The following is an 18,028-nucleotide window of genomic DNA, read 5'->3' as shown; positions in this document are numbered from 1 at the left end:
CGCGGCAAGCGCGGCCGGTGTGGGACGTGTCAGCCGCCGGCCTGCGACACGACGAGCGGGGTCACCTTGGTGGACCGCTCGGCCTGGGCCGGCTGCTGGCTGGCGAAGGGGATGCCGATGGCGTTCCAGGTCTCGACCAGAGCGTCCTTCAGCGTGTCGATCAGCGCGTCGTCGTGCAGCGGCGTCGGCGTGATGCGCAGACGCTCGGTACCACGCGGCACGGTGGGGTAGTTGATCGGCTGGATGTAGATGCCGTGGGCGTGGAGGAGGTGGTCGCTGGCCTTCTTGCACAGGTCCGGGTCGCCGACGAGCACCGGCACGATGTGGGTCTCGGACGGCATCACCGGCAGGTCGGCCTCGCCGAACACCAGCTTCGCCTGCGCCGCCTGGCGCTGCTGCGCGTCGCGCTCGGCCTGGCTGGTCTTCAGGTGGCGGATGGAGGCGACCGCCGCGGCGGCAAGCGCCGGCGGCAGGGCGGTGGTGAAGATGAAGCCCGGCGCATAGGAGCGGACCGCGTCGATCAGCGCCCGGGTGCCGGTGATGTAGCCGCCGAGGACGCCGAAGGCCTTGGCCAGCGTGCCCTCGATGACGTCGATCCGGTGCGCGACGTCGTCGCGCTCGCAGATGCCGCCGCCGCGCGCGCCATACATGCCGACCGCATGGACCTCGTCGATATAGGTCATGGCGTTGTAGCGCTCGGCCAGATCGGCGATCTCGGCGATCGGCGCGATGTCGCCATCCATGGAATAGACGCTCTCGAAGACGATCAGCTTCGGCCGGTTCGGCTCGGCCGCCTTCAGGAGCTCTTCCAGATGGGCGAGGTCGTTGTGGCGGAACACCTGCTTCTTGACGCCGGACTTGCGCACGCCCTCGATCATCGAGGCGTGGTTCAGCTCGTCGGAGAGGATCAGGCAGTCGGGCAGCAGCTTGGCGATGGTCGAGATCGACGCCTCGTTGGAGACGAAGCCGGAGGTGAAGACCAGCGCGGCTTCCTTGCCGTGCAGATCCGCCAGTTCCTTCTCCAGTTCCACCAACGGGTGGTTGGTGCCGGAAATGTTGCGGGTGCCGCCGGCACCCGAACCCATGGCCGAGACCGTCGAGGTCATCGCCGAGATGACATCCGCGTGCTGGCCCATGCCGAGATAGTCGTTGGAGCACCACACGGTGATCTCGGTGGCTTCGCCGTCATGGCGCCAGATGGCCTTCGGAAACCGGCCGGCAATGCGCTCGAGATCGGCAAAGACCCGATAGCGTTTCTCGGCATGCAAAGCCTCGATCGCAGACTCGAACTGGCCCTGATAATCGATCATCCCATACTCCTTGTCAGAACCTTTCTAAGAGCCGTTCCAGTCAAAGTCCATCTTCGGCCGGGCATTCGGGCACCATGCGTTCAATTGTCGTTTTGCCGGGAAGCGAAGCGCGAACAGGGACTTCGCCGCCGCTGCGCAGATGGGGATCGCAGCGGCGCGATGCCCGGCGGTTTTGCGGCCCAGCGGAAATGTCGCAGGGCGAGCCGATAACGCCGCCTCTGCCGACCGTGCCGTCGCGCTTGTGTGGTGACCGGATCGGCGGGCCCCGGTCAGTCGTCGCCCGCTCCTGCCGGGTCCGCGTTGTCGTCCGTCTGCGATGCTTGCGCACTCTGCCGGCGGGCGCGGGCCTGTTCCTTGCGCTTGCGCAAATTCTCCCGCAATTGCGCCTCCAGCCGTTCCTGCCGGCTGAGTTTGGGCGGAGGGCTTCCGGTGTCGTCCTGGCTCATCTGTCTGCACCTTGTTCGCGATCGTTGCGGCGATCGGCAGGCTGGCTTGGTCAATCGATCTGCGGCGTGACGGTTCCGTCGGCGGCCTCAGCGCGCGTCAGTCGTCATGGCGGCAAGCGCGTCCTGCGTCGACCGGGCCGGCGCCCAGCCGAGCGTGTGTCGCAGATGCCCGGCATCCACGATGAAGGGCGTGTCGAGGGTCGCCACCATCGCCTCGCGCCCGGCCAGGCCCGCGAGCTTTCGCAGCAAGGCGGGCGGCACCCGGATCAGGCGAGGGGGGCGACCGAGCCCGGCGCGGAGGGCCGTCACGATCGCAGCGGTCGACAGCGGCGGATCGCTGGCGACGAGAAAGGTCTCGCCGGCGGCCTGTTCCGCGGTGAGCGCCAGCACGACCGCCTGCACGAGATCGTCGACAGCCACGAGGCTGCGGGGCGCGGCAAAGCCGCCCAGCGGCAGCGGAGCCGGCGTGCGGGCCAGTTTCGCCAGCGCGGCGATGCCACCCCGCCCGCCGGGGCCGAACACCGGCACCGGTCGCAGCACGCAACCCGTGGTCGCACTGCTTGAGAGCGCCTGCCAGAAGGCACGCTCGCCCTCATGCTTGGAGCGCGCATAGGCGCTCTGCGGTGCGATCGGGGATGTCTCGTCGACCGGGTCGGGGGAGGCCGCGTGGACATTCGCCGTGCTGACGAAGACCATCCGCCGGACACCCTCGCGCGCTGCGCGGCGCGCCAGCGCGGCGGTGCCGTCGCGATTGACCGCCGCAAGGGCCGCGGCATCGACGGCGTCGGCCGTGCCCCGCTCGGGATTGGCGGCGGCGAGATGCGCGACGGCGTCGATGCCACGGGGCCAGTTCGCCGCCGTCTCGATGTCGGCAAGGTTGGCCGGCGCCGCAAAGACGCCATCGCTGGCCGGCCCGCCGCGGCGCAGGAGGACGATGTTGTGGCCGTCCGCCGCGAGCGCGGCCGTCAGGCGCTGCCCGACGAAACCGCTGCTGCCTGTCAGAAGGATGCGCAAGACGAGGACACTCCGTGGAACCGTTCGAAGCGGTTCTGGCGAAGCCGCGGCCCATGCGCAACGCCGGCGCGGCGAAAAGCGATTTGCCAATCGCGGACGATGCTGTAGCGGAAGGGCCATGAAGCGCCTCTTCGATTTCACCGCCAGCCTCGTCGGCCTTGTCTGTCTGGGCTGGCTGATCGGCCTTCTCGCGATCCTGGTGAAGCGGGACAGCGACGGCCCCGGCATCTATGCCCAGCCGCGGGTCGGCCGCGATGGCGCGGTCTTCACCTGCTACAAGCTGCGCACCATGCACCGGACCACCGTGTCGGCCGCCTCGCACGAGACGCCGGCCTCGGCGGTGACCGGGCTGGGTCGCAAGCTGCGCGCCCTGAAACTCGACGAGTTGCCGCAGCTCTGGAACGTCTTGAAGGGCGAGATGAGCTTTGTCGGCCCGCGGCCCTGCCTGCCGTCGCAGACCGTCCTGATCGAGGAACGCGGCCGGCGCGGCGTCCTCGCGGTGCGCCCCGGCATCACCGGGGAAGCGCAGGTGCAGGGTGTCGACATGTCCGACCCGGTGCGCCTCGCCGAGATCGACGCGCACTATGTGAACAACCGCAGCTTCCTCGGCGATCTGAAGCTGATCCTGCAGACGGTGGCCGGCGGCGGTCGCGGCGACCGGGTGCGCGGCTGAGGCCGGGCGGCTTACAACCACGCTGAAATCCGCTAGGTGTCCGGCGCGGAGCGGGGAGGGCTCCAATCCGTCCCGCCGCATGCGCGTCACCAGCAATCCGAGGATGCCAGCTCCATGATCGAACGCGTCGGCTTCGCCGCCGAACTCGCCGCCTATACCGACCGGCATGGTCCGGTGACCATCGGTCTCGCCGGTGCCGGCCAGATGGGCACGGACATCGTCGTGCAGGTGGCGCTGATGACCGGTGTGCGGATCGGGGCGATCGCCGCCAACAGCCCGCGCCGTCCGACCGAAGCGATCGCCATGGCGGGCCATTCCGCCGACCATGGCAGCTTTGCCGCGAGCGCCTCCGACATCGACCGGACCATCGAGGCGGGCCGCATCGCCGTCACCGACGATCTCGGCGCACTCTGCGCAGCCGGGCGCATCGACGTGGTCGTCGACGCGACGGGCAGCCCGGAAGTGGGCACCTTCCTCGCGCTGGAGGCGATCCGCAACGGCAAGCATATCGTCATGCTGAATGTCGAGGCGGACATCACCGTCGGCCGCCTCCTGGCCCGCAAGGCGAAGGAAGCCGGCCTCGTGTATACGGGGTCGGCCGGCGACGAGCCGGCCTCGACGCTGGAACTCATCGCCTTCGCCCAGAGCCTCGGCATGGAGATCGTCGCGGCGGGCAAGGGCAAGAACAACCCGCTGCGCCATTCCGCCATCCCCGAGGAATACGAGGAGGAGGCCCGCGCGCGGAACATGAATGCCCGCATGCTGGTCGAGTTCATCGACGGCTCCAAGACCATGGTCGAGATGACCGCCATCGCCAATTGCACCGGCCTGACGCCGGACGTTGCGGGCATGCACGGACCCGAAGCGACCAGCGAGAATCTGGGGCAGGTGCTCTGCACCACCGAGGATGGCGGGATCCTGTCGCGGTCGGGTTGCGTCGACTACACGATCGGCAAGGGCGTGGCCCCCGGCGTCTTCTGCGTGGTCAAGCCGCGCCATCCCCGCGCCATCGAGCGCATGGCCGATCTGAAGGTCGGTCCCGGCCCCTGTTTCGGCCTGATCCGGCCCTTCCACCTGACCAGCCTGGAGACCCCGCTCTCGGCGGTGCGCGCGGTGATCCACCAGCGGCCCGACATGGTGCCGATCGACCGGCCCGTCGGCGAGTGCGGCGCGCTGGCCAAGCGCGACCTGGCGCCCGGCGAGACGCTCGGGCGGATCGGCGAGGCCGACTATCGCGGCTATGCCATGACCTGGCAGGACGGGCGCACGCGCCGGGCGCTGCCGATCGGGCTCGTCGAAAAGGCGAAGGTGGTGCAGCCGATCAGGGCCGGCGAGCTTCTGACCCACGACAATTGCGCCCCCGACGAGAGCCTGCTCGTCACCCGGATGCGGGCCGAACTCGATGTTGCCGATGGCCGCTTCGCAGCCTGAACCGGAAATCGCCGAACGCGGCGTCATCCGGGCGGTCACCTGGAACTGCCACGGCTCGATCGGCGCCGATCGCCGCTGCGACCCGGAGCGCACCCTTGCGACCATCGCGCGGCTCGGCCCGGATATCCTGGCGCTGCAGGAGGTCGACGGCCGCTCGCATCTCGGCCGCCGGCAGCGCGCCTTCGAGACCCTGGGGCTGGAGCTTCTGAAGACGGCGGGATCGCAGATCGTCGAGGCGCGCACCGTCCCGCGCGAGGATCGCGACTACGGCCATCTGCTGTGGTCGCGCTGGCCGATCGTCAGCGCGACAATCCATGCGCTGCCCGAGCCCGGGGTCGAGCCGCGCGCCGCCATCGAGGCCGTGATCGCCGCGCCGTCGGGGCACCTGCGGGTGCTGGCCTTCCATCTCGGTCTGCTGCGGCGCCAGCGGCGGGCGCAGGCGCAGTTCCTCGCCGAGCGTGTCGACGCGCGGGACGTGCCGACGCTGGCGATGGGGGATGGCAACGATCTGAGGCTGGGGGGCGCGCTGCATGGCGCGCTGGCGCCGCGGCTGCCGGTGCACACCGCGCCGCGCTCGTTTCCGGCGCGCTGGCCGATGCTCCGGCTGGACCGGATCTACGCCTCGGAAGGGTTCTCGCTGGTCACGCATGGACCGGGCCACGCCTCGCGGCCCGCCTCGGATCATCTGGCGGTCACGGCGGATCTCGCCTGGCCGGAGGGGGTCTGAAGGCGCGGGGCTAGCCGGTCGGCTCGGTCTTGTCCGCCGCCTGATCGGGGCGGGTCGAGCGGATGACGATGTCGAGACCTTCGGCAAGGCACTTGCGGCTGTCTTCGTCAAGCGGCTCGAGGGCCTCGCAGATGCGCTGAAGCGGGTCTTTCTTGAGCAGCGCGCGACCGCGGTCGGTCAGGCCCAGTTCCTCGGCGCGGCCGCGTCCGACGCTGCCCAGCTTGGTGACGTAGCCCTTGGTGATCAGCGTGCGCACGGTGCGGGCCACGGCGCCTGAGGCAAGACCCTGGAAGCGGGCGAGATCGATGGCCGTGCGCAGCGGCACGGGCGCGGAGTGGATGTAGCGCAGGGCCGCCCATTGCGCCGGGAACAGCTTGGACGCGTATCCCTGCGAGTGAAGACGCCGGGCAATCTGCTCCAGCTGGCTGGCCAGATCCGTCGTGGGTATCATCGAAATTCCGCTGTCTTCCTGAGAACCCCGTCCGCATGCCTGCCTGCATCGAACCTTGCTGGGCGTGCATATATGAGGATCGACGAAGTTTATCCAATCATGCCTGCTTGCAGTCCTAAGAAGCCGTGCAGGAACTATTTAGAATTGTAAGTATCTCATGCGTCAGATCGTGGCGGGACTTGGTTTCGGACACATGCCGTGCGTCCTGTCGTGCATGGAATGGCCTCATGGGCCGCCCGCATCGGTGACGGCTGCGGCCCGACTGCCCGCAGATGTGCCTGCTCAATCCGGCGAGATTGAGGACGGCCCTGTCGGCCGGTGCGCATGACGGGATCGGCCGCCCTCGCGGCATCAGCCGGGCGTGCGCAGCCAGTAGACGCGGAGCGGCTGGGCGAGGACGCGCATGCCGTCCTCGGTCTCGGCTTCAGCCTCGAAGCGGGCTTCCACCGTGCTGCGATTGTCCGCAACGGCAGCCGCGCGCAGCGGATCGACGGCTTCCAGCCGCTCGATGAACTGGGCGACGTCGCGGAAGCGTTCGCTGCGCTGATAGACGACGTTGCCCCGCAGGACGAAGCCACCGTTGCGCACCGCATCCGCCACTGCGACACCGGCCGCCTCGCGAATCTCGCTCTCGTCCTCGACCGGGCGCATCGCCTCGAAATAAGGACCTTCGGCCAAGGGCTCGACGATCAGCACCGTGCCGGCCGGCTTCGTCACGCGCGCAGCTTCCGCAAGCGCCGTCGTCATGGCGGCGACCGGCACGTGGTGCAGGGCATTGAGGATCACGGCGGCATCGAAGCTGGAATCGTCGAAGGGAAGGACTTCGGCGGCCGCCACGTCGAAACGGGCCTCCGGAACGCTGTCGCGGGCCGCGGCGATGGCCGCCTCGCTGGGATCGATCCCCGTCACCGCGAAGCCGCGCTTGACGAGGCTGCGGGCGAGCGCGCCGCGTCCACAGCCGATGTCGAGCACCGAGCCGGCGGCTTCCCCTGCCAGCACCTCGCCGATGACGGCGGCGGTGTCGCCGGCCGCGAAGGCGGTGTTCAGGGCGCTCTGGATGGTCTTCGGATCGCTCATGGCCGGTTCCTGCAGCATGCGGGGACAGGACGATTCCCACCCCGGCGCGACGATAGCGGCCAACAGCCGGCGAACAAGGGCCGGCGAGCAAGGGCCGGAGCGCCGGGGCGCTCCGGCGGACCGGATCAGCCGGCCGGGTAGTTCTGCGGGAACAGCGCCCGCAGGGCGGCTTCGTCGCGCTCCGACTTGAAGCCGACATCGCTGCCGACCTTGCGGGCCTCGGCCACGGCCGGCCGGGCGTCGATGGCCGCGAACCAGCGCGACAGGTTCGGGTAATTGGCGAGTTCGCCTTCGCCCAGCACCATCTTCGCGCGGTCGATCCAGCCCCAGGCCGCCATATCGACGATGGTGTAGTCGTCGTCGACGAAGAATTCGCGGCCGGCCAGATGGTCGTCCAGCACCTGGTAGTGCCGCTGGGCCTCGCGCAGATAGCGGTTGGCGGCATAGTCGGACTTGTCCTTGCCGACCGTGCGGAAATGCACCGACTGGCCGGAGTAGGGGCCGACACCGGTGGCGATGAACATCAGCCAGGACAGGAGCTCGCCGCGATCCTCGGCCTTGCCGGCGAACTTGCCGTGCTTGTCGGCGAGATAGAGCAGGATGGCGTTGGAATCGAAGACCCGCTTGCCGTCGTCCTCGATCGCCGGCAGCTTGCCGTTGGGATTGATCTTGCGGAACGCGGCCTCGTGCTGTTCGCCCTTCAGCGTGTCGACCGGCGCAAGCTCGAAATCGAGGCCGGCTTCCTTGAGGAAGAGCGCGACCTTCATCGGGTTCGGCGTCGGGTGGAAGTAGAATTTCAGCATCTGTGCGAGGTCCCCCATTGGCAGATTGTCGACCGCATATGCTGTGACAGAGGGGGCCGAAGGCAAGGACGACGCTGCGTTCATCGATGGCCGCCGACGCGATGCCGGCCTGTTGCCGGCGATCGGCCGGACCGTACGCGCTTCATCCGCACGCTTTATCCCGATGGGCAAGTCATGTAACGGCTTGGCGATGGACCCGCACGGAGGGGGTGCCGCAGGCATGGGCGGCGGCATCCGGGAACTTTGAGGAGGCCGGCATGGTGGCCACGGATATCGCAACCCGGGTCTGGAGCCACACGTTCAAGCTCGACCCGATCGTGCGCAGTCTGCTCGACACGGATTTCTACAAGCTCCTGATGCTGCAGATGATCCGGGGACAGCACCCGGACGTGCAGGCGACCTTCTCGCTGAACAACCGGTCGAAGCATGTGCGCCTCGCCGAGATCGTCGACGAGCAGGAGCTGCGCGAGAATCTTGACTATGTGCGCACGCTCTCCTTCACCAAGCGGGAGATGATCTGGCTCGCCGGCAATACCTTCTACGGGACGCGGCAGATCTTCCGGCCGGACTTCCTCGAATGGCTGGAGGATTTTCGTCTGCCCGAATACGAGCTGCGCCGGGTCGACGGCCAGTTCGAGCTGGATTTCCACGGTCCCTGGACCCACACCATGATGTGGGAGATCCCGGCGCTGGCGATCATCAACGAGCTGCGCTCCCGCGCCGCGATGAAGGATCTCGGCCGCTTCGAGCTCGACGTGCTCTATGCCCGCGCCAAGGCCAAGATGTGGGGCAAGGTCGAGCGCTTGCAGGCCCTGCCGAATCTGCGCATTTCCGATTTCGGCACGCGCCGGCGGCACTCCTTCCTGTGGCAGCGCTGGTGCGTGGAGGCCCTGAAGGAAGGGCTCGGCGACCGCTTCCTCGGCTCCTCCAACGTGCTCCTGGCCATGGAAACGGATCTGGAGGCCATCGGCACCAACGCCCATGAACTGCCCATGGTGATGGGGGCGCTCGCGGGCAGCGACGCCGAACTGCGCCAGGCGCCCTACGAGGTGCTGCGCGAGTGGCAGAGCTACTATGGCGGCAACCTGCTGATCGTCCTGCCCGATACCTTCGGCACCTCCGCCTTCCTGCAGAATGCGCCGGAGTGGCTGGCGTCCTGGACCGGCTTCAGGCCGGATTCCGCGCCCCCCATCGAGGGCGGCGAGGAGATCATCGCCTGGTGGAAGCGCATGGGGCAGGACCCGAAGGACAAGCTGCTGGTGTTCTCGGACGGCATGGATTCCGACACGATCGAGCGGACCTACCGGCATTTCGAGGGCCGGGTGCGCATGAGCTTCGGCTGGGGCACCAATCTGACCAACGATTTCCGCGGCGCCTCGCCCGAGCCGAGCACCGGGCTCGACCCGATCTCGCTGGTGTGCAAGGTGACCTCCGCCAATGGCCGGCCGGCGGTGAAGCTCTCCGACAATCCCGCCAAGACCAGCGGCGATCCCGAGGCGGTGGCGCGCTACCACCGGGTGTTCGGTGAAGCCGCCTATGCCGAGCGGGCGCTGGCGGTCTGAACAGGTCGTCATGACCGGTCGATAACCCTGTCGCCGATGGCGGCGGGAAAATCCGTGTCGACGGCCGTGCTATGAATTGCTTATCATAAGCAAGGTTATTAGACCGCATCCATGACAGACCCATCAGCCCCCAGCCTCGGCTTCCTGCTGATCGACGCCGCGCGCCTCATTCGCCGCCGCTTCGAGCAGGAAAGCCGCGATATCGCCATGACCTCGGCGCAGCTCCACATCGTTGCCCGTCTCTCCAAGAACGAGGGCATCGGGCAGTCGGCGCTGGCCGCGCTCCTGGAACTCGAGCCGATGACCGTGTGCCGGCATGTCGACCGAATGGTCGCCGCAGGTCTCGTGGAACGCCGGCAGGACCCGAAGGACCGGCGGGCGCGCCAGCTCTTCACCACCGAGAAGTGCCGCGAGCTGATGGAGCCGATGCGCAGCCGCGCGGCGCGGGTCTTCGAGGACGCGCAGGACGGCCTGTCGGAGGCCGAGCGCCGCACCCTTGCCGATGCGCTGGCGATCGTGATCGGCAATCTCTCCACATGCGAGGCGGGAGACAGCGGCAGCGATGCGCCGTGCGAACCCGCCAAGGCAGACGCATGACCGCCTCCTCCGGACAGACCCAGGCGTAAGACGCCGAAGCGGAGGCCGGGGCCGGCATGGCACAGCCGGCGGTGCCTGCAACGGGGGACACCGGCCGGCGCTGCACCGACACCAAGGACGCCTCTGTCCAGGCTGCGCGTCAGCCGCCCGAGAGGCTGGCGGCGGTCGCCCGGATCTGGCCGGCGACCGCATCGACCCGCGCCGGCAGCACCCGGCCGCGGCGCTGGATCAGCCATAGATCGTGGTGGCGGGGCTGCGGCAGCGTCACGATGCGCAGCCTGTCGCGGCCGGGATAGGCCTCGACGCCGCTACGCGGCAGAAGCGTGTAGCCGATGCCGGCCGCGACCGGCGCGGGGATCTGGTTGATCTGGTTCACATGCGCCCGGACCTTGAGGCGATCGGCGCCCTTGAAGGCCTCCGGAAAGTTCAGCGCGAACAATTCGTCGGCATAGGCGAAGCCGTCGGGATGGGCGATGAAGCCGCGTGCGTCCAGATCGGCGAAACTGACGGGACCGTCCTCCGTGGCCGCCGGCAGGACGAGGCAGAGCTCCTCGCGGCCCAGATGCTCCGCGGCGAGGCGCGCATGGCCCGGCGGATGATCGACGATGCCGAGATCGAAGGCGCCGTCGGCAACGCCCGCCAGCACCCGCTCCTGGGGGGCGGCCTCCAGCCGGATCGTCAGTTGCGGCGCCGCTGCCATGCGCGGCAGGATCTGCGGGAAGAGCCGCATGGCGAAGCTGCCCGAACAGGCGATCGCCACCGCGCCGACATCGGCATCGTCGCGCAGGATGGCCGCGCGCAAGGCCTGTTCCTCGGCCCGCCGCGCGCGTCCCATGGCCAAGACGGCCTCGCCCGCCGGGGTCAGGCTGAAGCTCTTGCCGTCACGGGTGATCAGCCTCTGGCCGAGCTGCTCTTCCAGCTTGCGCAGATGCTGGGACACGCCCGGCTGGGTCATGGCGAGCCGGCTGGCGGCCCGGGTGAAATGGCCGGTCTCGCAAAGCGTGGTGAAGGTCTCGAGCCATTGGGCGTTCAGCATGGTTCAATGTGAAATGTTATGGAAAAGCGTTCAAACGATAATTTCACGCAAGGACAGCAAAGGCCTATCTCGGGATCAGTCAATTCCAGTGAAGGATCGCACGATGCTCCCGACACCCCGCAGCTTTTCCCATATCGGTCTGTCCGTCCCCGACCTCGACGCGGCCGTGACATTCTACACGGAGGTCATGGGCTTTTACACGATCATGGCGCCGACCATGGTGACCGAGGACGACAGCGACATCGGCCAGATGTGCACCGACGTCTTCGGCCCCGGCTGGCGGTCGCTGCGCATCGCCCACCTGGCGACGGCCGACCGCATCGGCTTCGAGCTGTTCGAGTTCGACGGCAACGAGGCGCCCGACGACAATCTGCCGTTCGGCCGGCATGGCATGTTCCATTTCGCCATCCAGGACCCCGATCTGGAGGGGCTTCTGGCGAAGATTGTCGCGGCGGGCGGTCGCCAGCGCATGCCGGTGCGCGAATATTTCCCCGGCGAGAAGCCCTATCGGATGGTCTATGTCGAGGACCCCTTCGGCATCGTCTTCGAGATCTACAGCCACAGCTACGAGCTGACCTATTCGGCGGGTGCCTACGCCTGATCCGGCGAAACTCTGGTCCGCACGGCACGAGCAGGCCGGCATCGTCTCAGGCGGTGCCGGCCTGTGCCGTTTTGGGCCGCTAACCGCGTGCCTTTCCGCCTGCTGATGAACGGTGCGTCGGGATTGCATTCGACGATCGGGACCACAGCTTAGGCGCATCCCGGGACGCCAGACGTCCCGACCGACATTGCCGATGCCGGCCGACGCCGTGGTTCGCCACCGTCGGCCGTTGTCGTCGGCGGTCGCGGGCGAGAGCCCCGACCGGCCCATCTCATCCGGAAGGACACCATGACCCAGTCGACCGAAGTCAATCGCCGCTATGTGCTGGCCGAACGCCCGAAGGGCGAGCCGAACGACGACACGCTGCGCCTGGAAACGGTCGAACGGCCGGAAGCCGGCGCCGGGCAGATGCTCCTGCGCAACGAATACCTGTCCCTCGACCCCTATATGCGCGGCCGCATGAGCGACGCGCCGTCCTATGCCGCCCCGGTGGAGATCGGCGAGGTCATGGTGGGCGGCACCGTCGCGCAGGTCGCCGCCTCGAATGTCGACGGCTTTGCCGAGGGTGACTGGGTGGTCGCCTTCGGCGGCTGGCAGGATTACGCCCTGTCCGACGGCAAGGGCGTCATCAACATGGGCAAGAACCCTGAGAACCCGTCCTGGGCGCTCGGCGTCCTCGGCATGCCGGGCCTGACCGCATGGGCCGGCCTGACGCAGATCGGCGCCCCGAACCCGGGCGAGACGCTGGTCGTCGCCGGGGCCAGCGGCCCGGTCGGCGCCACCGTCGGGCAGATCGGCAAGATCCTCGGCTGCCGCGTCGTCGGAATTGCCGGCGGAGCAGAGAAATGCGCCCATGTGGTGGAGACGCTCGGCTTCGACACCTGCGTCGACTACAAGGCCGACGGCTTCGCCGACGCCCTGAAGCAGGCCGCGCCAGACGGCATCGACATCTATTTCGAGAATGTCGGCGGGGCGGTCTTCGATGCGGTGCTGCCGCTGCTCAACCCCTCGGCCCGCATCCCGGTGTGCGGCCTGATCTCCCAGTACAACGCCACCTCGCTGCCCGACGGCCCGGACCGGATGAACTATCTGATGGGCCAGATCCTGCGCAAGCGCATGACCATGCGCGGCTTCATCGTCTTCGACGATTTCGGTCATCTCTACCCGCAATTCGCCGAACAGATGGGCGCCTGGGTGAAGGACGGGAATATCCGCTACCGCGAGGAGATGATCTCCGGGCTGGAACAGGCGACGGGCGCGTTCATTGGCCTCCTGAAGGGTGAAGCGTTCGGCAAGCGCGTCATCCACCTCGCTGACTGAAACCGACACATTCGAAGGGTACCAACCATGAAAATTCTGATGGTTCTGACGTCGCATGACCAGCTCGGCGATACCGGCAAGAAGACCGGCTTCTGGCTCGAGGAATTCGCCGCGCCCTATTACGTCTTCAAGGACGCCGGCGCCGACGTCGCGCTGGCCTCGCCGAAGGGCGGCCAGCCGCCGCTCGATCCGATGAGCGATTCCGAGGACGCGCAGACCGACGCGACCAAGCGCTTCAAGCTCGACAAGGCGGCGCAGCAGGATCTGGCGAGCACCCAGGTCCTCTCCTCGGTCGATGCCGACGGTTTCGACGCGATCTTCTTTCCCGGCGGCCACGGCCCACTCTGGGATCTTGCCGAGGACGCCGACAGCCGCCGGCTGATCGAGACCTTCGCACGAAGCGACCGTCCGGTGGGCGCGGTCTGCCACGCGCCGGCCGTCTTCCGTCACACCCAGACCGCCGACGGCAAGCCGCTGGTCGCGGGCCGCACCGTGACCGGCTTCACCAACACCGAGGAAGAGGGCGTCGGCCTGACCGACGTCGTGCCGTTCCTCGTCCAGGACATGCTGACCGCCAATGGCGGCGAGTATCAGAAGGGCGACGACTGGGCATCCTTCGTGGTCACCGACGGCAAGCTGGTCACCGGCCAGAACCCGGCCTCCTCGGAAGAAGCCGCGCGCAAGCTGCTGACCTTCCTCTGAGCCTGAAGGGAGCGCCCTCCAGCGCTTCGAAACGTTGAAGCAAGGCGGAGGCAGCCCCGGTTGCCTCCGCCTTTTGCTGTCTGCAGCTGTTGAGTCGCCCGCCGACCGGAAGGCACAGGTCACGTCGCGGCGCGCAGCCCGATATCCTGACGTTCGTCCAGTCCCGCGGCCGCAAGCCCCGCGCAATAGCGATCGAGAAGCGCCCCGTTCATGAAGCGCAGCGCATCGCGCACGGTCGCGATGCTCGTGGCGGCACGGCTGGCGGTGAAGCGGTCCAGCGCCAGGCGCGCATCCGTCTCCTGACCGCAGGCGCCGAGAAAGGCCGCCAGATCCCGATGCGGCCAGGTCATGCCCGGCTTTTCCGCCAGCGCCCGCCGCGTCCAGCGGGCAGCTTCCTCGGGCCGGTCGGAGGCGAAATGCGCTAGGCCGATGCCGATGAACGAGTTGAAGGCGAACGGGTCGAGGGGCGACAGGCGCAGCGACCGCTCGAAACAGGCGAAGGCATCGTCCGGCTGGCCGGCATAGACGCGGGCGAAGCCCCGCCGCGTCCAGGCCCAGGCGTGATTGACGTCGAGATCCAGCGCCCGGTCCAACAGCGCGTTCGCCCGCTCCAGGTCCGCCTCGATCAGCATGGTGGCGGTGGCCACGGCGGTGAGGGCCAGCGGGTCGTCGTCGATGCGGCCCGGCGTGCGGTCCAGAAGCGCCCGTCCGCGGGTTCGCTGCTCGCCGATATCGTTCGCCCAGCTATAGGCGATGTGCTGGGCATGCGCCCAGGCGCCGATCGCCGCCGCGCGTCCGTTGTTTGGCTCCAGCGCCAGGGCCTCGTCGATCAGTCCGATGGCGAGGTCGTTCTCGTCGTGGCGATGCGCCCACAAATGCGGCAGCGCCCGCATGACGAGGTCGTAGGCGACGAGATTGTCCGGCGGCCGGCGGCGGGCGCGTTCGATCTCGGCGCGGCGGATCGTCGGATGCAGGGCGCCGGAGACGGTCTCGGCGATGTAGTCCTGGACCTGGAAGAGATCGTCGATCTCCGCGTCGATCCGTTCGCTCCAGATCTGCAGCGCGGTCTCGCCATCCACCAGATTCAGCAACACGCGCATGCGCCGGTCGGAAAAGCGCACGCTGCCCTGCAGGATGTAGCGCACGCCGAGTTCGGCGGCGATCTCCTTCGCTCCGAGCGACTTGCCCCGGTAGGTGGCGGCCGACTGGCGGGCGATGACCAGGAACTCGCGGACCCGGGCGAGGCTCGCGGTGACCTCCTCCACCATGCCGTCGATGAAATTGTCGCGTCCCGGATCGCCGCTGAGATTGTCGAAGGGCATGACGGCCACCGACGGCTGGGTGTGCGGATCGGGGACCGCGATGCGGCGCGCCCGGCTGGCGCTGATCACCTTGGGCGTCCACACCCAGATCGGCTCGTGCCGGGCATAGCCCTTCAGTTCGCAAGGGCCGATGCCGGTGAAATAGAGATCGGTCTTGCCCTGCAGATACTCGAACACGCCGCGGCTGATGGCCATGCCACCGGCCGGCGAGATCTGCTGCACGCGGGTTGCCAGGTACCACGCCTTCGCCGAAGCGGTCGTGCTCGGTGACGACGACGTCGCCGATGACGATGCCGATCCGCACCGGCAGCGCCCGCCTGTGCTCCTGGCGGTCGGCAAGCAGCGCTCGCTGGAAGCGCGCCGCCCACTGGACGGCGTTCACGGCGCTGCCGAATTCGATGAGCACGCCGTCGCCGCTGGTCTTGAAGATGTCGCCGCCGAACTCGCCGACGGTGGGGCGCACGAACCGCTTGTAGGCGCGTTCGACCGCGGCGAGGGCTGCGGTTTCGTCAGCCTCGACCAGACCGGAAAAGCCTTCGACATCCAGTGACAGGATGGCTGCAAGCCGGCGCAGGGGCGTCATGGTCGACGCGTTTCCTATTGGAGCGAACGGCTGGGTTTTACCAGACTTGCGGAAGGCCGGCCAATGGAAAACTCAGCCCGGCTGACGGCCCGCCGAACCGGGCGCGTCGGTGCCGCCCGGCCCGTGAAACCTCAGTCGCCGACCGCCACGCCCTCGCGGCGCGGGTCGGCCCCGCCTTCCAGCCCGTCCGCCGTGATGACGATGCCGTGCAGGCCGGAATCGAGATCGGTCTCGTTCACCTCGAAGCCGAGATCGCGCAGCGGGGCGGCCAGTGCCGTGGCGCTGGTGTCGGCCTCGATATCGAAGGTGCCGAAGCGATTGACCAGATGCGGCATGGCGATGGCCTGCTGCACGTCCATCTCCCAGTCGAGCACGGCGATCAGCGCCTGCGCCACATAGCCGATGATGCGGCTGCCGCCGGGCGAGCCGATGGCGATCACCGGCGCGCCGTCGCGCATGACGATCGTCGGCGCCATGGACGAACGGGGCCGCTTGCCCGGCGCCACCGCATTGGCGATGACATGCCCCTCCGCGTCATGGGTGGCGAAGGAAAAGTCGGTCAGTTCGTTGTTCAGCAGGAAGCCGCCGGTCATCAGCCGCGATCCGAAGCCGTTCTCGATGGTCGTCGTCATGGAGACGACGTTGCCGTCCGGATCGACGATGGCGAAATGGCTGGTGGACGGCAGCTCGATGGCGATGTCGTCGCCCAGCAGCATGGCATGGTCCCAGGGCGGCATGCCGGGCGCAACCGCATCGTCCGCCAGCGCCCGATCGCCGGACAGGAGCGCGGAGCGCCCGGCCAGATAATCGGGATCGAGCAGGCCCCGTTGCGGCATCGGCACGAAGTCGCTGTCGGCCATGTAGCGGCCGCGATCGGCGAAGGCGAGGCGCGAGGCATCGCCTATCAGCCGCCAGGCTTCGGCGCTGTCGGGCCCGAGGGCGGCCATGTCGTGGGGCGCCAGCACGCCGAGGATCTGGCCGATAGTCAGCGCGCCGGAGGAGGGTGGCCCCATGCCGCAGACATCGGCGCTGCGATAGACGACGCAGACCGGCTCGCGCTCGACAATGGCGTAACTGGCGAGGTCGGCAAGCGCGAGCACGCCGGGATTTCCCTCGGCGTTGCGCACCGTATCGACGATGCCCTGCGCGACCGGGCCCTCGTAGAAGCCGTCGGCGCCCTTCTCGGCGATCGCCGCCAGCGTGTCGGCATAGGCGGCATTCGTCAGGATGCTCCCGACCGGCAACGCTGCGCCGTCGGCGCCGAAGAAATAGCCCTTGGTGCCCGGATAGCGCGACAGCCGCTCGGCATCCTCGGCGATCAGCTCGTGGAGCCGGGGCGAGACGGCGAAGCCCTTGCGGGCAAGGTCGATCGCTGGCTGCACGACGGTAGCCCAGGGAAGCTTGCCGTAGCGCTCATGGGTGTCGAACAGCAGCCGCACCGTGCCGGGCGTACCGACCGAGCGGCCGCCGACGACGGCATCGTAGAAGGCGAGCGGCTCGCCGGCCGCGTCGAGGAAGAGTTTCGGCGTCGCTGCTGCCGGCGCGGTCTCGCGGCCGTCGAAGGTGGTGAGCCGGCCGGCCTCGGCGTCGAAATAGACCAGGAAGGCGCCGCCGCCTATCCCCGAGGATTGCGGCTCGACCAGGCCGAGCACGAGCTGCGTCGTCACCATGGCGTCGATGGCGTTGCCGCCGTCGCGCAGGATGGCGAGACCGGCTTTTGCCGCCAGCGGATTGGCCGCCGCCACCATCTGCCGCTCGGCCCGCACCAGCGCCTTGTCGGACGCCTCGGTCGCGATCTCCGGCTGGACGCGATCGGAGGCCTGCTCCTGGGCGACGGCAGATCCGGTGATGGCAAGACAGATGCCGAGCCACAGCCCGGCAAGCGGTAAACGACGCATGGCGCGATCCTCCCGATGATCCCGAAAGCTAGCGCGCGACGGGGCGGGGTGGAAGGTGGGTTTGGGGAGGTGGCGCGCGGTGGGGGCGTCGGTTCGGTGGCGCGCGGGTGAGGTCCGAGGGGGTGGCGGTATCCACACCTCAGCAGCGATGGCCACGATTTGGCATGGGTCCTCGGGTCAAGCCCGAGGATGACGACCTTGTTTGATGGGGTGCCTTATCGCGGATGTCGGTGCCTGGTGTCCGACTGCGATGGCGACCGCAGCGATGCCTGGTGAAGGCAATGCCTAATGAAGGCGACGCCGTCGAAGGATGGTGGAGACGTCGACGGCAAGCCGCCATCATCCCACCGTGCGTCATCCTTGTCTGTTGACGGCCTCTTGCAATTGGAGAGGCTGATCGGCGGGCAGCGCACCGTGTCATCCTTGGTCGTTGGAGACCGTGCCCGAGCAAGGTTCGCCGCCCGCCTTTCGTCAT

The 18,028-nt window shown here is 68.3% G+C and carries 19 protein-coding genes; 10 read left to right on the top strand and 9 right to left on the bottom strand.

Features of this window, described 5'->3' with window-relative positions:
• Window positions 1-29: 29 nt before the first annotated feature.
• From hemA to H9Q09_RS02790, 3 genes are all read right to left on the bottom strand, one after another.
• Window positions 30-1,307, bottom strand: coding sequence for a 5-aminolevulinate synthase (hemA, locus tag H9Q09_RS02800; protein ID WP_024349687.1), 1,278 nt, complete (start codon window positions 1,305-1,307; stop codon window positions 30-32).
• A 272-nt stretch (window positions 1,308-1,579) separates the two neighbouring features.
• Window positions 1,580-1,756 (bottom strand): hypothetical protein, encoded by a 177-nt coding sequence (locus H9Q09_RS02795; protein ID WP_169513617.1) that lies wholly within the window; start codon window positions 1,754-1,756, stop codon window positions 1,580-1,582.
• Window positions 1,757-1,843: 87 nt separating this feature from the next.
• Window positions 1,844-2,770, bottom strand: a complete 927-nt coding sequence (locus H9Q09_RS02790) for an NAD-dependent epimerase/dehydratase family protein (protein WP_187389819.1) — start codon at window positions 2,768-2,770, stop codon at window positions 1,844-1,846.
• A gap of 118 nt (window positions 2,771-2,888) precedes the next feature.
• Between H9Q09_RS02790 and H9Q09_RS02785 the strand changes: the two genes are divergently transcribed.
• The 3 genes from H9Q09_RS02785 to H9Q09_RS02775 all read left to right on the top strand — a co-directional run bounded on the left by H9Q09_RS02785 (window position 2,889) and on the right by H9Q09_RS02775 (window position 5,601).
• Complete coding sequence (locus H9Q09_RS02785) at window positions 2,889-3,443, top strand: sugar transferase (RefSeq protein ID WP_187389818.1); 555 nt, start codon at window positions 2,889-2,891, stop codon at window positions 3,441-3,443.
• A gap of 114 nt (window positions 3,444-3,557) precedes the next feature.
• On the top strand, window positions 3,558-4,874 hold the full coding sequence (locus H9Q09_RS02780) for a homoserine dehydrogenase (protein WP_187389817.1): 1,317 nt from the start codon (window positions 3,558-3,560) through the stop codon (window positions 4,872-4,874).
• A complete protein-coding gene (locus H9Q09_RS02775; protein ID WP_187389816.1) occupies window positions 4,855-5,601 on the top strand; it encodes an endonuclease/exonuclease/phosphatase family protein in 747 nt (248 codons plus the stop codon). The genes H9Q09_RS02780 and H9Q09_RS02775 overlap by 20 nt, the downstream gene beginning before the upstream one ends.
• A 10-nt stretch (window positions 5,602-5,611) precedes the next feature.
• On the opposite strand, the gene H9Q09_RS02770 is transcribed toward H9Q09_RS02775, so the two are convergent.
• The 3 genes from H9Q09_RS02770 to H9Q09_RS02760 all read right to left on the bottom strand — a co-directional run bounded on the left by H9Q09_RS02770 (window position 5,612) and on the right by H9Q09_RS02760 (window position 7,932).
• Window positions 5,612-6,052, bottom strand: a complete 441-nt coding sequence (locus H9Q09_RS02770) for a MarR family transcriptional regulator (protein ID WP_187389815.1) — start codon at window positions 6,050-6,052, stop codon at window positions 5,612-5,614.
• 351 nt (window positions 6,053-6,403) lie between these two features.
• Window positions 6,404-7,129 carry a class I SAM-dependent methyltransferase gene (locus H9Q09_RS02765; RefSeq protein ID WP_187389814.1) on the bottom strand — a complete coding sequence of 242 codons (726 nt, stop codon included), beginning with the start codon at window positions 7,127-7,129 and terminating at the stop codon, window positions 6,404-6,406.
• 125 nt (window positions 7,130-7,254) lie between these two features.
• Window positions 7,255-7,932: a glutathione S-transferase family protein gene (locus H9Q09_RS02760; RefSeq protein WP_187389813.1), complete on the bottom strand. Its 678-nt coding sequence runs from the start codon at window positions 7,930-7,932 to the stop codon at window positions 7,255-7,257.
• A gap of 257 nt (window positions 7,933-8,189) precedes the next feature.
• On the opposite strand from H9Q09_RS02760, the gene pncB reads away from it, so the two are divergent.
• Together pncB and H9Q09_RS02750 are read left to right on the top strand one after the other, a co-directional pair.
• A complete protein-coding gene (pncB, locus tag H9Q09_RS02755) occupies window positions 8,190-9,494 on the top strand; it encodes a nicotinate phosphoribosyltransferase (RefSeq protein WP_024349695.1) in 1,305 nt (434 codons plus the stop codon).
• Between the two features lie 111 nt (window positions 9,495-9,605).
• Entirely contained in the window at window positions 9,606-10,091 is a 486-nt protein-coding gene (locus H9Q09_RS02750; RefSeq protein WP_187389812.1) for a MarR family winged helix-turn-helix transcriptional regulator, read from the top strand.
• A 139-nt stretch (window positions 10,092-10,230) separates the two neighbouring features.
• Here H9Q09_RS02750 and H9Q09_RS02745 read toward each other — a convergent pair whose 3' ends face one another.
• Window positions 10,231-11,127: a LysR family transcriptional regulator gene (locus H9Q09_RS02745; RefSeq protein WP_187389811.1), complete on the bottom strand. Its 897-nt coding sequence runs from the start codon at window positions 11,125-11,127 to the stop codon at window positions 10,231-10,233.
• 103 nt (window positions 11,128-11,230) lie between these two features.
• Here H9Q09_RS02745 and H9Q09_RS02740 point away from each other — a divergent pair, with 103 nt between their 5' ends.
• The 3 genes from H9Q09_RS02740 to H9Q09_RS02730 all read left to right on the top strand — a co-directional run bounded on the left by H9Q09_RS02740 (window position 11,231) and on the right by H9Q09_RS02730 (window position 13,750).
• Window positions 11,231-11,728, top strand: a complete 498-nt coding sequence (locus tag H9Q09_RS02740; RefSeq protein ID WP_187389810.1) for a lactoylglutathione lyase family protein — start codon at window positions 11,231-11,233, stop codon at window positions 11,726-11,728.
• A gap of 288 nt (window positions 11,729-12,016) precedes the next feature.
• Window positions 12,017-13,048, top strand: a complete 1,032-nt coding sequence (locus H9Q09_RS02735) for an NADP-dependent oxidoreductase (RefSeq protein ID WP_187389809.1) — start codon at window positions 12,017-12,019, stop codon at window positions 13,046-13,048.
• Window positions 13,049-13,075: 27 nt separating this feature from the next.
• A complete protein-coding gene (locus tag H9Q09_RS02730) occupies window positions 13,076-13,750 on the top strand; it encodes a type 1 glutamine amidotransferase domain-containing protein (RefSeq protein ID WP_187389808.1) in 675 nt (224 codons plus the stop codon).
• Between the two features lie 119 nt (window positions 13,751-13,869).
• Here the strand turns inward: H9Q09_RS02730 and H9Q09_RS02725 are convergent, their stop codons facing one another.
• Window positions 13,870-15,267, bottom strand: a complete 1,398-nt coding sequence (locus tag H9Q09_RS02725; protein WP_187389807.1) for a hypothetical protein — start codon at window positions 15,265-15,267, stop codon at window positions 13,870-13,872.
• On the opposite strand from H9Q09_RS02725, the gene H9Q09_RS02720 reads away from it, so the two are divergent.
• A complete protein-coding gene (locus H9Q09_RS02720) occupies window positions 15,260-15,622 on the top strand; it encodes a hypothetical protein (RefSeq protein ID WP_187389806.1) in 363 nt (120 codons plus the stop codon). The two genes, H9Q09_RS02725 and H9Q09_RS02720, sit on opposite strands and share 8 nt — an antisense overlap.
• Window positions 15,623-15,786: 164 nt before the next feature.
• On the opposite strand, the gene ggt is transcribed toward H9Q09_RS02720, so the two are convergent.
• Window positions 15,787-17,553 carry a gamma-glutamyltransferase gene (gene ggt / locus H9Q09_RS02715; protein WP_187389805.1) on the bottom strand — a complete coding sequence of 589 codons (1,767 nt, stop codon included), beginning with the start codon at window positions 17,551-17,553 and terminating at the stop codon, window positions 15,787-15,789.
• 288 nt (window positions 17,554-17,841) lie between these two features.
• Here ggt and H9Q09_RS22340 point away from each other — a divergent pair.
• A partial coding sequence (locus H9Q09_RS22340) for a hypothetical protein (protein ID WP_210315196.1) occupies window positions 17,842-18,028 on the top strand: 187 nt, incomplete at its 3' end.

Source organism: Aurantimonas sp. DM33-3 (assembly GCF_014334315.1).
In the GTDB taxonomy this organism is placed as follows: Bacteria; Pseudomonadota; Alphaproteobacteria; order Rhizobiales; family Rhizobiaceae; genus Aurantimonas; species Aurantimonas coralicida.
Note: the sequence above shows the minus strand (reverse complement) of the source record. Positions and strands in the feature narration are given on the sequence as shown.

Coding starts and splice junctions, on each gene's coding strand:
- H9Q09_RS02780 (WP_187389817.1), top strand. CDS start 3,558: ATGATCGAACGCGTCGGCTTCGCCGCCGAACTCGCCGCCTATACCGAC.
- ggt (WP_187389805.1), bottom strand. CDS start 17,553: ATGCGTCGTTTACCGCTTGCCGGGCTGTGGCTCGGCATCTGTCTTGCC.
- H9Q09_RS02750 (WP_187389812.1), top strand. CDS start 9,606: ATGACAGACCCATCAGCCCCCAGCCTCGGCTTCCTGCTGATCGACGCC.
- H9Q09_RS02720 (WP_187389806.1), top strand. CDS start 15,260: ATGGCCATGCCACCGGCCGGCGAGATCTGCTGCACGCGGGTTGCCAGG.
- H9Q09_RS02795 (WP_169513617.1), bottom strand. CDS start 1,756: ATGAGCCAGGACGACACCGGAAGCCCTCCGCCCAAACTCAGCCGGCAG.
- H9Q09_RS02770 (WP_187389815.1), bottom strand. CDS start 6,052: ATGATACCCACGACGGATCTGGCCAGCCAGCTGGAGCAGATTGCCCGG.
- H9Q09_RS02785 (WP_187389818.1), top strand. CDS start 2,889: ATGAAGCGCCTCTTCGATTTCACCGCCAGCCTCGTCGGCCTTGTCTGT.
- H9Q09_RS02735 (WP_187389809.1), top strand. CDS start 12,017: ATGACCCAGTCGACCGAAGTCAATCGCCGCTATGTGCTGGCCGAACGC.
- H9Q09_RS02760 (WP_187389813.1), bottom strand. CDS start 7,932: ATGCTGAAATTCTACTTCCACCCGACGCCGAACCCGATGAAGGTCGCG.
- H9Q09_RS02730 (WP_187389808.1), top strand. CDS start 13,076: ATGAAAATTCTGATGGTTCTGACGTCGCATGACCAGCTCGGCGATACC.
- H9Q09_RS02745 (WP_187389811.1), bottom strand. CDS start 11,127: ATGCTGAACGCCCAATGGCTCGAGACCTTCACCACGCTTTGCGAGACC.
- H9Q09_RS02765 (WP_187389814.1), bottom strand. CDS start 7,129: ATGAGCGATCCGAAGACCATCCAGAGCGCCCTGAACACCGCCTTCGCG.
- pncB (WP_024349695.1), top strand. CDS start 8,190: ATGGTGGCCACGGATATCGCAACCCGGGTCTGGAGCCACACGTTCAAG.
- H9Q09_RS02740 (WP_187389810.1), top strand. CDS start 11,231: ATGCTCCCGACACCCCGCAGCTTTTCCCATATCGGTCTGTCCGTCCCC.
- H9Q09_RS02725 (WP_187389807.1), bottom strand. CDS start 15,267: ATGGCCATCAGCCGCGGCGTGTTCGAGTATCTGCAGGGCAAGACCGAT.
- H9Q09_RS02775 (WP_187389816.1), top strand. CDS start 4,855: ATGGCCGCTTCGCAGCCTGAACCGGAAATCGCCGAACGCGGCGTCATC.